Annotated in this window: 12 protein-coding genes and 1 tRNA gene; 5 read left to right on the top strand and 8 right to left on the bottom strand. The window is 72.0% G+C overall.

Features of this window, described 5'->3' with window-relative positions; translation table 11 throughout:
* Window positions 1-222: 222 nt before the first annotated feature.
* Window positions 223-1,266, top strand: coding sequence for an IS110 family RNA-guided transposase (locus Q8W71_RS31075; protein WP_305524651.1), 1,044 nt, complete (start codon window positions 223-225; stop codon window positions 1,264-1,266).
* An 83-nt stretch (window positions 1,267-1,349) separates the two neighbouring features.
* Here Q8W71_RS31075 and ypfJ read toward each other — a convergent pair whose 3' ends face one another.
* Both ypfJ and Q8W71_RS31065 read right to left on the bottom strand, forming a co-directional pair.
* Window positions 1,350-2,258 (bottom strand): KPN_02809 family neutral zinc metallopeptidase, encoded by a 909-nt coding sequence (gene ypfJ / locus Q8W71_RS31070; protein WP_305529225.1) that lies wholly within the window; start codon window positions 2,256-2,258, stop codon window positions 1,350-1,352.
* Window positions 2,259-2,347: 89 nt separating this feature from the next.
* Window positions 2,348-3,220 carry a uracil-DNA glycosylase gene (locus Q8W71_RS31065; RefSeq protein ID WP_305529224.1) on the bottom strand — a complete coding sequence of 291 codons (873 nt, stop codon included), beginning with the start codon at window positions 3,218-3,220 and terminating at the stop codon, window positions 2,348-2,350.
* A 253-nt stretch (window positions 3,221-3,473) separates the two neighbouring features.
* Here Q8W71_RS31065 and Q8W71_RS31060 point away from each other — a divergent pair, with 253 nt between their 5' ends.
* Window positions 3,474-5,147: an electron transfer flavoprotein-ubiquinone oxidoreductase gene (locus Q8W71_RS31060; RefSeq protein WP_305529223.1), complete on the top strand. Its 1,674-nt coding sequence runs from the start codon at window positions 3,474-3,476 to the stop codon at window positions 5,145-5,147.
* A gap of 242 nt (window positions 5,148-5,389) precedes the next feature.
* Here the strand turns inward: Q8W71_RS31060 and Q8W71_RS31055 are convergent, their stop codons facing one another.
* Both Q8W71_RS31055 and Q8W71_RS31050 read right to left on the bottom strand, forming a co-directional pair.
* Window positions 5,390-5,776 (bottom strand): hypothetical protein, encoded by a 387-nt coding sequence (locus Q8W71_RS31055; protein WP_305529222.1) that lies wholly within the window; start codon window positions 5,774-5,776, stop codon window positions 5,390-5,392.
* A 58-nt stretch (window positions 5,777-5,834) separates the two neighbouring features.
* Entirely contained in the window at window positions 5,835-6,140 is a 306-nt protein-coding gene (locus Q8W71_RS31050; protein ID WP_305529221.1) for a hypothetical protein, read from the bottom strand.
* Between the two features lie 246 nt (window positions 6,141-6,386).
* Between Q8W71_RS31050 and Q8W71_RS31045 the strand changes: the two genes are divergently transcribed.
* Window positions 6,387-6,638 (top strand): hypothetical protein, encoded by a 252-nt coding sequence (locus Q8W71_RS31045; RefSeq protein ID WP_305529220.1) that lies wholly within the window; start codon window positions 6,387-6,389, stop codon window positions 6,636-6,638.
* Window positions 6,639-6,673: 35 nt separating this feature from the next.
* Here Q8W71_RS31045 and Q8W71_RS31040 read toward each other — a convergent pair whose 3' ends face one another.
* The 3 genes from Q8W71_RS31040 to Q8W71_RS31030 form a co-directional block, all read right to left on the bottom strand.
* Entirely contained in the window at window positions 6,674-7,039 is a 366-nt protein-coding gene (locus tag Q8W71_RS31040; RefSeq protein WP_305529219.1) for a response regulator, read from the bottom strand.
* Window positions 7,040-7,189: 150 nt separating this feature from the next.
* Window positions 7,190-7,759 carry a hypoxanthine phosphoribosyltransferase gene (gene hpt, locus Q8W71_RS31035; protein WP_305529218.1) on the bottom strand — a complete coding sequence of 190 codons (570 nt, stop codon included), beginning with the start codon at window positions 7,757-7,759 and terminating at the stop codon, window positions 7,190-7,192.
* Window positions 7,760-7,924: 165 nt separating this feature from the next.
* Window positions 7,925-8,001: transfer RNA gene (locus tag Q8W71_RS31030), tRNA-His, on the bottom strand.
* Window positions 8,002-8,057: 56 nt separating this feature from the next.
* Here Q8W71_RS31030 and Q8W71_RS31025 point away from each other — a divergent pair.
* Window positions 8,058-9,995 (top strand): chloride channel protein, encoded by a 1,938-nt coding sequence (locus Q8W71_RS31025; protein WP_370875589.1) that lies wholly within the window; start codon window positions 8,058-8,060, stop codon window positions 9,993-9,995.
* Window positions 9,996-10,109: 114 nt separating this feature from the next.
* Window positions 10,110-11,189, top strand: a complete 1,080-nt coding sequence (locus Q8W71_RS31020; protein ID WP_305529217.1) for a tartrate dehydrogenase — start codon at window positions 10,110-10,112, stop codon at window positions 11,187-11,189.
* A 188-nt stretch (window positions 11,190-11,377) separates the two neighbouring features.
* On the opposite strand, the gene dxs is transcribed toward Q8W71_RS31020, so the two are convergent.
* Window positions 11,378-13,324 (bottom strand): 1-deoxy-D-xylulose-5-phosphate synthase, encoded by a 1,947-nt coding sequence (gene dxs, locus Q8W71_RS31015; protein ID WP_305529216.1) that lies wholly within the window; start codon window positions 13,322-13,324, stop codon window positions 11,378-11,380.
* Between the last annotated feature and the right edge of the window lies 1 nt (window position 13,325).

Below are 13,325 nucleotides of genomic sequence, written 5' to 3'. Positions count from 1 at the left end.
GCCCTGGGTCGTACGTCATCTCCATCGGTTTGCCGGTTGACCGGTCGGACCGATGATGGAGGGCGGCCGGCGAGATCGCTCCTGGGTGGACCGCGAGGTCGCAAGCAATCTGGATCCGCCGGCCGTCCCTCCGCGGTCTTGAGCACGAACGGTAGAGCGGGAGCAGCCCGAGCCTACGATCCGGTGCCAGAGGACCTCGCCTCTCTCGCGAAAGGTCTCGCCATGGTAGCCTCCGTCCAGCCCAGCGCAACGTCCCGCGCCGGAACGTCCCCCGCCACGCCCTTCCCCACGCCCTTCCCCACGCCGCCTGCTCCGTCCCCCGCTCCCTCGCCTGCGGCCCGCTTCGTCGGCGCCGACGTGTCCAAGGCCTGGGTCGATCTCGCCGACACCACCGGCCGCAGCCTGCGCACCGCCAACACCCCCGAGGCCCTGGCGGCGGCGTTCGCCGGCCCCTGGGCGCCCGCCGCCTGCGCCGCCCTCGCCTACGAGCCCACCGGCGGCTACGAGCGCCCGCTGCTGGCCGCCGCCCAGAGCCTCGGTCTGCCGATCCGCCGCCTCCACCCCAACCGCGCCCGCGCGTTCGCCCGCGCCACGGGCCGGCTGGCCAAGACCGACCGGATCGACGCCGCCGTCCTGGCGGGGCTGGCCGCCTTCACCGCAGACGAGGCCGCCGTGCCCCCGCCCAGCCCGGCCCAGCGCGCCCTGGCCGAGCTGATGGCCCGCCTCACCCAGCTCAAGGACCAGCGCCACGCCGAGCGCTGCCGGGCCGAGCGCGCCGAGAGCCCGGCCGTGCGCGCCTCGATCGCGGCCTGCCTCGCCGTGATCGAGGCGCAGATCGCCGCGATGACCCAAGCCCTCGACGCCGCCATCGCCGCCGACGCCGACCTCGCCCGCAAGGCCGCCCTGCTGCGCTCGTGCAAGGGCGTCGGCCCGCGCGCCTGTCAGGCCGTCCTCGCCTGGCTGCCCGAGATCGGCACCCTCAACCGCCGCACCGTCGCCGCCCTCGTGGGCGTCGCCCCCATCACCCGCCACAGCGGCTCGGCCCTGCGCGCCGCCGCCATCGCCGGCGGCCGCAAGCCCCTGCGCGACGTGCTGTTCATGGCAGCGCTGACCGCAAGCCGCCACAACCCCACCTTCACGGCCGTCTACGACCGCCTGCGCGCCGACGGCAAACCCCACAAGCTCGCCCTCATCGCCGTCCTGCGGAAGCTCGTCACCGTCCTCAACGCGATGATCCGAGCCGGAAAGCCCTTCAAACCCGCTTGACCCGAGACACGGTAGATCGCTTCGCCTGCGGCTCGCGATGACGGCGCGGGCCGGACGACCGAGCGGTTTAGCCGAGCGCGTCCTCAGTTGTTGGCGGACCGGAACGTGTCGCAGGCCTTGGTCTGGCCGCTCTTGTAGCCGGCCATGAACCAGCGCTGGCGCTGGGCCGAGCTGCCGTGGGTGAAGGAATCCGGCACGGCGTAGCCCTGGGAGCGCTTCTGGAGGGCGTCGTCGCCGATCTGGGCGGCGGCGTTCAGGGCCTCCTCGACGTCGCCCTGTTCGAGTTCGGCGTACTTGTCGTTGGAGTTCTTGGCCCAGACGCCGGCGAGGCAGTCGGCCATCAGCTCGACGCGCACGGAGAGGGCGTTCGCCTCCGCCTTGCTGGAGGCGCGCTGCTGGCGGGCCTGCACCTTCGGCAGGATGCCGAGCACGTCCTGCACGTGGTGGCCGACCTCGTGGGCGATGACGTAGGCGTAGGCGAAATCGCCCTTCACGCCGAACTTCTGCGCCATCTCCTTGAAGAAGTTCGTGTCGAGATAGACCTTCTTGTCGAGCGGGCAGTAGAACGGCCCCATCGCCGCCTGGGCCGAGCCGCAGCCGGAGCGGGTGCCGCCGGTGTAGAGCACCAGGGTCGTCGGCGTGTACTGCTTGCCGGTCTGCTGCGGCAGGATCTGACTCCACACGTCCTCGGTGTTGCCGAGGATCTTCGACGCAAACTGGCCGGACTGGTCGGTCGGCGCCTGGCGGCGCTTGGCCTGCGTCTGCGGGTCGGCCTGCTCCTGGCGGCTGTTGCCGCCGCCCATCCGCTCGGCGCCGCCGATCAGGATCGCCGGGTTGATGCCGGTGAAGTAGCTGATGATCAGCAGCACCACGATGGTGCCGATGCCGAGGCCGCCGGCCCCGCCCCCGGGGAAGCCGATGCCGCCGCCCCCACCGCCTTCGCCGCGCCGGTCCTCGACGTTGCTGGAGCTGCGTAGATCTTCCCAGCGCATGTTCCGCCATCCGTGCCGCGCCCGCCTCCGGCAGGGCTCTAATGACGCGAGCGGAAGCCCGGTTCCGGAAGATCCGTCAAGCTGTGCCGTCAGGCCTTGGCGGCGAGCGCCGCCCGCAGCGCCCGGAAATCCCGCCACGCCAGCCGCTTCTGCACCGGCTGGCGCAGCAGGAAGGCGGGGTGCAGGGTGGCGAGGAGCTGCACCTCGCGCTTGCCGAGCCTGTAGGGGAAGAAGCGGCCGCGGGTCTTGAGGATGCCGTCCTTGGTGCCGGTCAAGGTCTGAGTGGCGGGCGCGCCGAGGCAGACGATCAGGTCGGGATCGACCAGCTCGATCTGCCGCTCCACGAACGGCCGGCACACCGCCACCTCCTGCGGCGTCGGGTTGCGGTTCCCCGGCGGCCGCCACGGCACGATGTTGCCGATATAGGCGCTGGTCCGGTCGAGGCCGATCGCGGCCATCATCTTGTCGAGGAGCTGGCCGGAGCGGCCCATGAACGGCTTGCCGATCCGATCCTCGTCGGCACCGGGCGCCTCGCCCAGGAACATCACCCGCGCCTGCGGATTGCCGTCGCCGAACACGAGGTTCTTGGCGGTGAAGCGCAGGGGGCAGGCGTCGAAGCCGGCGAGCAGGGCCTGAAGCGCGTCGAGGGTCTTCGCCTCCTTGGCGAGCGCCCGGGCGTCGCTCGCCGCGGCGTCCGGCTGGGCGCTCGCGGCGCGGCCGAAGGTGGAGGATTGCGGGGCCGCGCCCGGCGGCGGCACGAGGCCGGCGGGCCGGGGGGACGGGTTCGCGGCCTGCGCCGCGGGAGCCCGGCGTGCGGGCGCGGGGCGCATTGCGGGGGACGGGGCGTCGGGCTCGTCGAAACGGTCGTGCGGGTGCTCGTCGAGCACGGCATCGGCCCCGGCCTCCACGTGGAAGTCGAGATAGGCGATCAGGTCGGCCTGCGCGTCGGCGGGATCGGGCATCGCGTCACATGTGGGGTCGGGACGACCTGTGGACAACGTCGAAAACGCGCAAGGCCGGCAAGGGCTTGTGCGGCGGGGTGGCGCGGGCCGGCGCCTCCGCCCACGGCATCCGGGCACGTCCCCGCGGCGGATGCGCATCTTTAGCCGATGCAGCCGCGTTTCGGGTTGCCTTTCCAGTCTGGAATCGCTTGAGACGACGCAACGCGGGCCGGCGGGCCCACCGGCACAACGACGAAGACCAGGAGAGGCGAGGATGGCGCTGCCCGAACGCGAGAGCATGGATTTCGACGTGGTCGTCGTCGGCGCGGGGCCGGCCGGGCTCGCGACCGCGATCCGGCTCAAGCAGCGCGCGGCGGAAGCCGGCGGGGACATCTCCGTCGTCGTGGTCGAGAAGGGCTCGGAGGTCGGCGCCCACATCCTGTCGGGCGCCGTGGTCGATCCGACCGGCCTCGACGCCCTGCTGCCCGACTGGCGCCAGGACCCCGAGCGGCCGCTCAAGACCGCGGTCGCCCGCGACGAGTTCATGATGCTCACCAAGAACAGCGGCGTGACCCTGCCGAACGTGTTCTTCCCCAAGCTGATGTCCAACCACGGCAATTTCGTCGGCTCGCTGTCGAACGTCGCCAAGTATCTCGGCGCCCAGGCCGAGGCGCTGGGCGTCGAGATCTACCCGGGCTTCCCCGCCGCGGAGGTGCTGTTCGACGAGGCCGGCGCGGTCGTCGGCATCGCCACCGGCGACCTCGGGATCGCCAAGTCCGGCGCGCAGCGGGACGACTACACCCGCGGCATGGAGCTGCGCGCCAAGTACACGGTGTTCGGCGAGGGGGCGCGGGGCAACCTCACCAAGAGGCTGATCCAGCGCTTCGCGCTCAACCGGGACAGCGACCACTTCAAGTACGGGATCGGCGTGAAGGAGCTGTGGCAGCTCGCCCCCGACAGGTTCGAGCCGGGGCTCGTGCGCCACACGATGGGCTGGCCGCTGCCGAACAAGGCCGGCGGCGGCTCGTGGCTCTACCACTTCGACGACAACCTCCTCTCGGTCGGCTTCGTCACGCACCTGAACTACGAGAACCCGACCCTGTCGCCGTTCGAGGAGTTCCAGCGCTTCAAGACCCACCCGCTGATCCGCGACACGTTCGAGGGCGCCAAGCGCATCGGCTACGGGGCGCGGGCGATCATGGAGGGCGGCTGGCAATCGGTGCCCAAGCTCGTCTTCCCCGGCGGCTGCCTCGTGGGCGATTCCGCGGGCTTCGTGAACGTGCCGCGCATCAAGGGCTCGCACAACGCGATCCTGTCCGGCATCCAGGCGGCGGACGCGATCAGCGACGCGCTGAGCGCCGGCCGGGCCGGGGACGAGCTCGCCGCCTACGAGGCCGGCTGGCGCGACAGCCCGATCGGGCAGGACCTCAAGGCGGTGCGCAACGTCAAGCCGCTCTGGTCGAAGTACGGCACCCTGGTGGGGGTCGGCCTCGGCGGGATCGACATGTGGGCGACGACCCTGCTCGGCGCCTCGCCGTTCGGCACGCTCGCGCACGGCAAGCCGGACCACGCCTGCCTGAAGCCGCTCTCGGAGGTGACGCCGATCGTCTACCCGAAGCCCGATGGCAAGCTGACCTTCGACCGGCTGTCCTCGGTCTACCTGTCGAACACCAACCACGAGGAGGACCAGCCGGCCCACCTCCAGGTGCGCGATCTGGAGTTGCAGAAGCGCTCCGAGCACGACGTGTTCGGCGGGCCGAGCGCGCGCTACTGCCCGGCGGGCGTCTACGAGTGGGTGGAGGACGCGTCCGCCTCGGACGGGGTGCGCTACCAGATCAACGCGCAGAACTGCGTCCACTGCAAGACGTGCGATATCAAGGACCCCAACCAGAACATCGACTGGGTGCCCCCGGAGGGCCCGGGCGGTCCGAACTACCCCAACATGTGATGCGCACCCTGTGATACGGCTTCCGGCTGGAGGGTTCGGGATCGACGCTCTCCGTCTTTGCGAGCGGAGCGAAGCAATCCAGCAGCGCCACTGTCTCAAACCGCGCGCTGCCCTGGGTCGCTTCGCCTACGGCTCGCGATGACGGCGTGGGCCCGGATCACCGAACGGTTCACCCGGAAACAGTATGATGCCCCGCGCGGCGAGCCCGTCCGGGATCGCCGCGCGGGGCTCCGGCGCAGCCGTCAGTGGCCCGAGCCGCGGATCAGCATCTTGATGCGCTGGTCCGCCTGGGCGATCCGCGCGCCGACGCCGCGGCGGATGCACTTGCCCACCGAGTCGCCGGCGTAGAAGCCGGTCGTGTGCTGCTGCTCGCGGCAGGACTGGACCGGCGGCCACGCGACGACGCCGGCGACCACGAGCAGCACGACCGCGCAGTCGATCGCGAGCCAGCTCTTCCAGCCGAGGCGCAGGCCGCCTTCCCCGGGCGCCCTCCGGGCCGAGCGCCGGCGCTGCGCGGGACGACGGTCGGGGGCGCTGCCGACCCGTGCCATCCGCGCGCGGAACCGTGCCTCTTCGTCCGCATCGGCGGCGTCGCGGGCGGGCAGCGGGGCGGCGGTCTGCGTGGGCATGGGCGTTCGTCCGGCGGTCGGGAAGGGGAGAGGCAAAGAAGCTTCCGGTCGAGGAGCGTCAGTTCACGAGGCGCCGCAGGATCGCGAAGTTGTCCTGCATCGAGGAGGCGTTGCCGACGATCTCGTTGCGGGCGCACGCGCCGGCCCCGATCACGTCGAGCCAGCCGGTGAAGGCGGGCCGCGCCCGGCAATCGGCGAAGCTGCCGTAGAGGAAGAGCGCCAGCGGCGTGACGAACAGGGCGAACTTCAGCAGCCCGTAGATCCGCCGGAACAGGCCCTTGCGCGGGCGCTCGCGGGCGTACCGGTCGTCCTCCCACGCCTCGTCGGCGTCGTCATCCCTGTCGCGGCGGTAGGTGGCGGCCATGGTCGTCGACGGCTCTCATCCGGAGGGTTCGACGATGTGTCTCAGGCGCGCGTGAAGTCCCACCTAAGGTGCGTTGTTAAAAATCTATGACCGACGACGCTCGAACCGCGCCTCATCTGTGATGTCCGCGCAACGGCGCCGGTGAAACGCCGCGGGCCGGGCGCCGCGCGGGCGACACGTCTTGCCTGGACCGGAGAGAGTATTTTAAGTTGCAGGCCAGGGGGCGTTCGCTGTCAGGGCAACGCCATGTTGGACGATGCATTCACCTACGGCGGCGGCGTCCTGGGTTTCGCGGCGCTCGGCGCGTGGCTGTGGCTCGCGGTTCGGGCCGTCCCGACCTTCGAGGCGTTCGTCCGGGGCTTCGACGACGAGCTGCATCTCGGACGGCCGCGGGATTCCGGCCGGACGCGGCTCCGCCACGCGCTGCGGCAGGCCGCAGTCGCGCTGACGGCGGTGGCCGCCCTGTGCCTGTCGATCGCCTGTGCCATCCCGGACTGAGCGCTCCGCCGCGGGAGACCCGCGCGGACCCGGCCTCAGGCGGCGAGCGCCCGTTTGACCGTATCGCGCAGGTCGGCGAGGGAGAACGGCTTGGTCAGCACGTCCGTGACGATGGCGTCCAGGCCGCGGGCCCGCTCCCGCTGATCGGCGAAGCCGGTCATCAGCAGGATGGTGAGATCGGGAAAGTCGCGCTTGGCCGCGAGCGCCAGGGCGATGCCGTCCATGAGCGGCATGCGGATGTCGGTGAGCATCAGGTCGAACCCGCCGCCGGCCTCGTTGAGCCGGTCGAGCCCGTCGCTGCCGTCGGTCGCGGTGACGACGGCGTGACCGTCGATCTCCAGCCCGCGCTTGAGGAAGCCGCGGACCGTCTCCTCGTCATCCACCAGCAGGATGCGCGCCATAGGTGCCGTGTTCGTCCGGTCTCGTGTGAGCGACTGTCCGTCCGGTCCGAGCACGCGGACGGAACGATCGCCGTGTCAAGAGCCGGGCGATGAAATCGATCCCGTCACCGCCGCCTATTTTGCAATGCGGCGACGCCTGGGGATTTCCGGTCACGCACCGCCGAACAGGTCGGGGTCGGGGCTGCCGTAATCGACCACGCCGACGAAGGGCAGTTGCCGGTAGGCGTGGGCCGCGTCCATGCCGTAACCGACCACGAACACGTCGGGGCAGGTGAAGCCGACGAAGTCCGCGTCGATGGTCACGGCGCGCTTGCCCGGCTTCTCCAGGAGCACCGCGGTCAGCACCCGCTTGGCGCCGCGGGCCATCAGCAGGTCCTTGGCGAAGACGACGGTGCGGCCCGATTCCAGGATGTCGTCCACGAGCAGCACGTCGCGGCCGCGCACCTCGCTTTGGACGTCGCGCAAGATCTCGACCTGGCCGCTGGAGACGGTGGCGGTGCGGTAGCTCGACAGGTGCACGAACTCCACCTGCGGCGCGAGGCCGACCCGGTGCAGCGCCCGCAGCAGGTCGGCCGCGAACATGAAGCTGCCCTTGAGCACCGCCACGACCAGCAGGTTCTCGGGCTCGGCCGCGCGGATCTCCTCCGCCATCTCGGCGTTGCGCCGGGCGATGGCCGCCTCGTCGAACAGGGTGCGGACGCGCCGCGCGGGGATACTCATCGCTCGTGTCCCGGTCACACCCGCGGGGCGGCCCCGCGGTCGGGACCGGTCTTAGCGCCCCGGGACGGACGGGGGAACCGGGACGACGAACCCGGGACGCAAAAGCCCGAAACGCAAAAGGGGCCGGCGCTCCGCCAACCCCTCGACCCCATCAGGCGAAACAGATGGTACCACCGCCCCGGCTCGAACGGGGGACCCCCAGATCCACAATCTGGTGCTCTAACCAACTGAGCTACGGCGGCACTGGCGGGGGTGTATCGCGGGCCGGCGCGCATTTCAAGGCGATGGTTCGGGGCGAATGTCGGCCAAATCGCCGCCCGGCGTGGACGCGCCCCGCGGGGGCTGCGTAAGAACGGGCGTGAGCGCGCGACAGCCATCGGCGGCCCGGACGGCGGCGCCGGCCGCCCGGACCGGCCGGCGCTGGACCGGCGCGCGGCTCGTGCAGGCGCCGGGCCGGCTGCGGGCCTTCGTGCGCCGCAGCGAGGGCGGCCTCGTGCTGCTGGCCGCCGCGGTCGGCTGCGTCTCCGGGGCGGCGGTCTCGGGGATGACGTGGCTGACGCAAGGGTTGCGCGAACTCCTCTATCAGTTGCCCCCGGGCACCCGGCTCAGCGCCGCGGACGCGGTCCCGCCGGTGCTCCTGCTGATCGGGCCGTGCCTCGGCGGCGCGCTGCTCGGGCTCCTGATCGTCGCCGCGCACTACGTCCGCGGCCCGCGCAAGCGCCCGGCGATCGACCCGATCGAGGCCAACGCCCTGCACGGCGGCCGGATGTCCCTGCGCGACAGCCTCTACCTCGCCCTCCAGAACATCGTCTCGAACGGGGGCGGCGCCTCGGTCGGGCTGGAGGCGGGCTACACCCAGCTCTGCTCGGGCGTCGCCTCGCGGCTCGGGATCGCGTTCGAGCTGCGCCGGGGCGACCTGCGCACCCTGGTCGGCTGCGGCGCGTCCGCGGCCATCGCCGCGGCGTTCGGAGCGCCGCTCACCGGCGCGTTCTACGCGTTCGAACTCATCATCGGCACCTACGCGATCGCCACCCTGACGCCGGTGGTGGTCGCCGCCCTGTGCGGCAGCTTCGTCGCGGGGTCGCTGATGCACACGCAGCCGCTCGTCGCCTTCGAGAACGTGGCGGCGGTCACCGGCTCGCACGTCACCTCCCTGGAGGTCCTGCCGAGCCTCGCGCTGGGCCTGCTCTGCGCCGGCCTCGGCGTGCTGATCATGCGCGGCGTCACCCTGGTCGAGAGCGTGGTGCAGGCCTCGGGGATCCCGCGTGCGGCGGCGCCGGCCTTCGGCGGTCTCTGCGTCGGGGCGCTGGCGCTCGCCGGCACGCCGCAGGCGCTGTCGGGCGGGCACGGGGCGCTGCACATGCACTTCGCCGACGCCGCGCAGGGCCACACCGCGCTCGCGCTCGCCGGCCTGTTCGCGGCCAAGGCGCTCGCCTCGGCGATCTCGATCGGCTCGGGGTTCCGCGGCGGCCTGTTCTTCGCCTCGCTGTTCCTCGGGGCGCTGGCCGGCAAGTTCTTCGCCGCCGTCGCCCCGGAGGTGGTGCCCGCGCTCGCCGGCTTCGGGCTGACGCCGCTCGCCTACGCGGTGATCGGCATGAGCGCGCTCGCGGTCGCGGTCATCGGCGGCCCGCTCACCATGACCTTCCTGGCGCTGGAGGTCACCGGCAGCCTGCCGATCGCCGGCCTCGTGCTCGCCGCGGTGATCGCCTCGTCGCTCACGGTGCGCAAGACCTTCGGCTACTCCTTCGCCACGTGGCGCTTCCACCTGCGCGGCGAGAGCATCCGCAGCCCGCACGACGTCGGCTGGATCCGCAGCCTGACCGTCGGGCGGATGATGCGCCGGGACGTGCGCCCCGTTCCCGTCGACACGCCGCTCGCCACCTTCCTGCGCGCCAACCCGCTCGGCTCGCCCTCCCGGGTGATCGCGGTGGACGGGGCGGGGCGCTACGCCGGCATCGTCCACGTGCCCGAGGCGCACGCCGCCGCCCGCGAGACCGGGGAGGACGGGGCGCCCCCGACGCTGGCCGACCTCGCCCGGCTGCCGGACGCGTTCCTGACGCCCGAGATGAACGCCAAGGACGCGGTCGCCGCCTTCGACCGCACCGAGAGCGAGGCGCTCGCCGTCCTCGACGGGGAGCGCGCGGTGCTCGGGCTGCTCACCGAGAGCCACACCCTGAAGCGCTACAGTGAGGAACTCGACCGGCAGCGCCGGGCGGTGGCCGGGGAGGGCGCCTGAGGACGGCGGCGCGGGCGGCGGCATGGGCGGCGGCATGGGCGGATCGTCACCCCGGCGCATTGACCCCGCCCGCCCGCGCTGCACCTTGCCGCCGGAGACAGGCAGGAGGATCCGATGTCCGGTTCAGAGCGCAGCTACCGCATCGCGGTGATCCCGGGCGACGGGATCGGCAAGGAGGTGGTGCCGGAGGGCGTGCGCGTGCTGGAGAAGGCCGCCAAGCGCCACGGCTTCGACCTCCGGCTCGACTGGTTCGACTTCGCCTCCTGCGACTATTACGAGCGCCACGGCCGGATGATGCCGGAGGACTGGAAGGCGCGGATCGAGGGCCACGACGCGATCTTCTTCGGCGCGGTCGGCATGCCGGAGCGGGTGCCCGACCACGTCTCGCTGTGGGGCTCGCTGATCCTGTTCCGGCGCGAGTTCGATCAGTACGCCAATCTGCGCCCGGTGCGGCTGATGCCCGGCGTGAAGTGCCCGCTGGCCGACCGCAAGCCCGGCGACATCGACTTCTGGGTGGTCCGCGAGAACACGGAGGGCGAGTACTCGAACGCGGGCGGCCGGATGTTCGCCGGCACGCCGCGCGAGTTCGCGATCCAGGAGACGATCATGACGCGCCACGGCGTCGACCGGATCCTGAAGTTCGCCTTCGAGCTCGCGCAGTCGCGGCCGAGGAAGCACCTGACCTCGGCCACCAAGTCGAACGGCATCTCGATCACGATGCCGTACTGGGACGAGCGGGTGAAGGCGGTGGCGGCGGGCTACCCGGACGTCAAGTGGGACCAGTACCACATCGACATCCTGACCGCGCACTTCGTGCTCAACCCGGACCGGTTCGACGTGGTGGTGGCCTCGAACCTGTTCGGCGACATCCTCTCCGACCTCGGCCCCGCCTGCACCGGCACGATCGGCATCGCGCCGTCGGGCAACATCAACCCGGAGCGCGACCACCCCTCGGTGTTCGAGCCGGTCCACGGCTCGGCCCCCGACATCGCCGGGCAGGGCATCGCCAACCCGATCGGCCAGATCTGGTCGGGGGCGATGATGCTGGAGCATCTGGGCGAGCGCGACGCCGCGGCCGAGATCGTGACGGGCATCGAGCGGGTGCTGGCCGAGCGGACGCTGCGCACCCGCGACCTCGGCGGCAACGCCGACACGGAGGCCTGCGGGAAGGCCGTGGAGGAGGCGCTGGGGTGAGGGCGCCGGGGCGGAACAGCGCTTCCGCCCGCTTAATTAACCGGCAAACAAATCTCTCCACGAGAGCCGACCGCCGTCTCTGCGAGCGGAGCGAAGCAGCCCAGGGCAGCGCCACCTCCGGAGAACGCGCGCTGCCCTGGGTCGCGTCACCTGCACCCCGCGATGACGTGAGCGGTCTCGGAGGCCCCTCAGCGCGGGCGGCGGCGCACGCTCACCACGTTGTCGCCGCGCGGCTCCTCCGTCTCCGCCTTGGCGACCGGCAGGGCGTCGGCGACGGCCTTCTCGATGCTGGCGGCGTCGAGGCCGGCCTGGGCGTACATCTTCTCCGGGCTGTCCTGGTCCTGGTACAGGTCCGGCAGCGTCAGCGTCCGCACCCGCACACGCCCCGCGTCCAGCGCGCCCCGCTCGGCCAGGAGGTGCAGAACCTGCGCCCCGAACCCGCCCCGCGAGCCCTCCTCCACCGTGATCAGCACCTCGTGGCGCCCCGCCAGATCCAGGATCAGCGCCTCGTCCAGGGGCTTGGCGAACCGCGCGTCCGCCACCGTCACCGGCACGCCCCGCTCCGCCAGGCTGTCGGCCGCCTTCAGCGCCTCCGCCAGCCGCGTGCCGAGCGACAGCAGCGCCACCCGCGGGTTCGCGTCCGCGCGCACGATCCGCCCCTTGCCGATCGGCAGAACCTCGCCCCGCTCCGGAAGCTCGACCCCCACCCCCTCGCCGCGCGGGTAGCGCAGCGCGCTCGGGCCCGCGTCGTGCGCGTGCTGGGTCGCCACCATGTGCACCAGCTCGGCCTCGTCGGCGGCCGCCATCACCGTCATGTTCGGCAGGCAGCACAGGTAGGCCAGGTCGAACGCGCCCGCGTGCGTCGCCCCGTCCGCGCCCACCAGTCCCGCCCGGTCCAGGCAGAACCGTACAGCTAAGTTCTGCAACGCCACGTCGTGCACGACCTGGTCGTAGGCCCGCTGCAGGAACGTCGAGTAGATCGCCACGAACGGCTTGTACCCCTCGGTCGCGAGCCCCCCCGCGAACGTCACCGCGTGCTGCTCGGCGATGCCCACATCGAAGGTCCTGTCCGGGTGCGCCTTGCCGAACAGGTCGATGCCGGTGCCCCCGGGCATCGCCGCGGTGATCGCCACCACCTTCTCGTCGGCGTCCGCGGCCTTGATCAGGCTCTCGCCGAACACCCGGGTGTAGGCCGGCGCGTTCGGCTTGGCCTTGGCCTGCACGCCTGAGACCACGTCGAACTTCACCACCCCGTGGTAGCGGTCGGCCGAGGCTTCCGCGGGGGCGTAGCCCTTGCCCTTGCGGGTGACCACGTGCAGCAGGATCGGGCCCTGCTCGGTGTCGCGCACGTTCTTGAGCACCGGCAGCAGGTGGTCGAGGTTGTGCCCGTCGACGGGGCCGACGTAGTGGAAGCCCATCTCCTCGAACATCGTGCCCCCGCCCACCACCAGCGAGCGGGCGTACTCCTCGGCGGCGGCCGCGCGCTGGTAGAGCGCCCGCGGCAGCAGCTTGCCGAGCTGCTTGGCGGTCTCGCGCAAGCTCCGGTAGGTGTCGCCGGAGGCGAGCCGGGCGAGGTAGGCCGACATGGCGCCCACAGGGGGGGCAATCGACATGTCGTTGTCGTTGAGGATGACGATCAGGCGCGAGTGCAGGGCGCCGGCGTTGTTCATGGCCTCGTAGGCCATGCCCGCCGACATCGAGCCGTCGCCGATCACCGCGATGCTGTTGCGGCGCTTGCGCGCCGGCAGGCCGTTCTGCCTGGCGGCGGCGGCGTCGAGGTCGCGGCCCACCGCCATGCCCAGCGCGGCGGAGATGGAGGTGGAGGAGTGTGCGGCGCCGAACGGGTCGTAGACGCTCTCGGAGCGCTTGGTGAAGCCGGACAGGCCGCCGCCCTGGCGGAGCGTGCGGATGCGGTCGCGGCGTCCGGTGAGGATCTTGTGGGGGTAGCACTGGTGGCCGACGTCCCAGACGATCCGGTCGTCGGGGGTGTCGAACACGTGGTGCAGCGCCACCGTCAGCTCGACCACGCCGAGCCCCGAGCCGAGATGGCCGCCGGTGATCGAGACCGCGTCGATCATCTCGGCGCGCACCGCGTCCGCCACCGCCTGGAGCTCGCTCTCCGGCAGACGCCGCAGA

The sequence above is a fragment of the Methylobacterium amylolyticum genome, from assembly GCF_030700245.1.
Lineage (GTDB): Bacteria > Pseudomonadota > Alphaproteobacteria > Rhizobiales > Beijerinckiaceae > Methylobacterium.
Note: the sequence above shows the minus strand (reverse complement) of the source record. Positions and strands in the feature narration are given on the sequence as shown.

Excerpts from the sequence above, each read along its gene's own strand:
- hpt (WP_305529218.1), bottom strand. The coding sequence starts at position 7,759 with ATGAGTATCCCCGCGCGGCGCGTCCGCACCCTGTTCGACGAGGCGGCC.
- Q8W71_RS31040 (WP_305529219.1), bottom strand. The coding sequence starts at position 7,039 with ATGGCGCGCATCCTGCTGGTGGATGACGAGGAGACGGTCCGCGGCTTC.
- Q8W71_RS31025 (WP_370875589.1), top strand. The coding sequence starts at position 8,058 with ATGTCGGCCAAATCGCCGCCCGGCGTGGACGCGCCCCGCGGGGGCTGC.
- Q8W71_RS31065 (WP_305529224.1), bottom strand. The coding sequence starts at position 3,220 with ATGCCCGATCCCGCCGACGCGCAGGCCGACCTGATCGCCTATCTCGAC.
- ypfJ (WP_305529225.1), bottom strand. The coding sequence starts at position 2,258 with ATGCGCTGGGAAGATCTACGCAGCTCCAGCAACGTCGAGGACCGGCGC.
- Q8W71_RS31055 (WP_305529222.1), bottom strand. The coding sequence starts at position 5,776 with ATGCCCACGCAGACCGCCGCCCCGCTGCCCGCCCGCGACGCCGCCGAT.
- Q8W71_RS31060 (WP_305529223.1), top strand. The coding sequence starts at position 3,474 with ATGGCGCTGCCCGAACGCGAGAGCATGGATTTCGACGTGGTCGTCGTC.
- Q8W71_RS31045 (WP_305529220.1), top strand. The coding sequence starts at position 6,387 with ATGTTGGACGATGCATTCACCTACGGCGGCGGCGTCCTGGGTTTCGCG.
- Q8W71_RS31050 (WP_305529221.1), bottom strand. The coding sequence starts at position 6,140 with ATGGCCGCCACCTACCGCCGCGACAGGGATGACGACGCCGACGAGGCG.
- Q8W71_RS31020 (WP_305529217.1), top strand. The coding sequence starts at position 10,110 with ATGTCCGGTTCAGAGCGCAGCTACCGCATCGCGGTGATCCCGGGCGAC.
- Q8W71_RS31075 (WP_305524651.1), top strand. The coding sequence starts at position 223 with ATGGTAGCCTCCGTCCAGCCCAGCGCAACGTCCCGCGCCGGAACGTCC.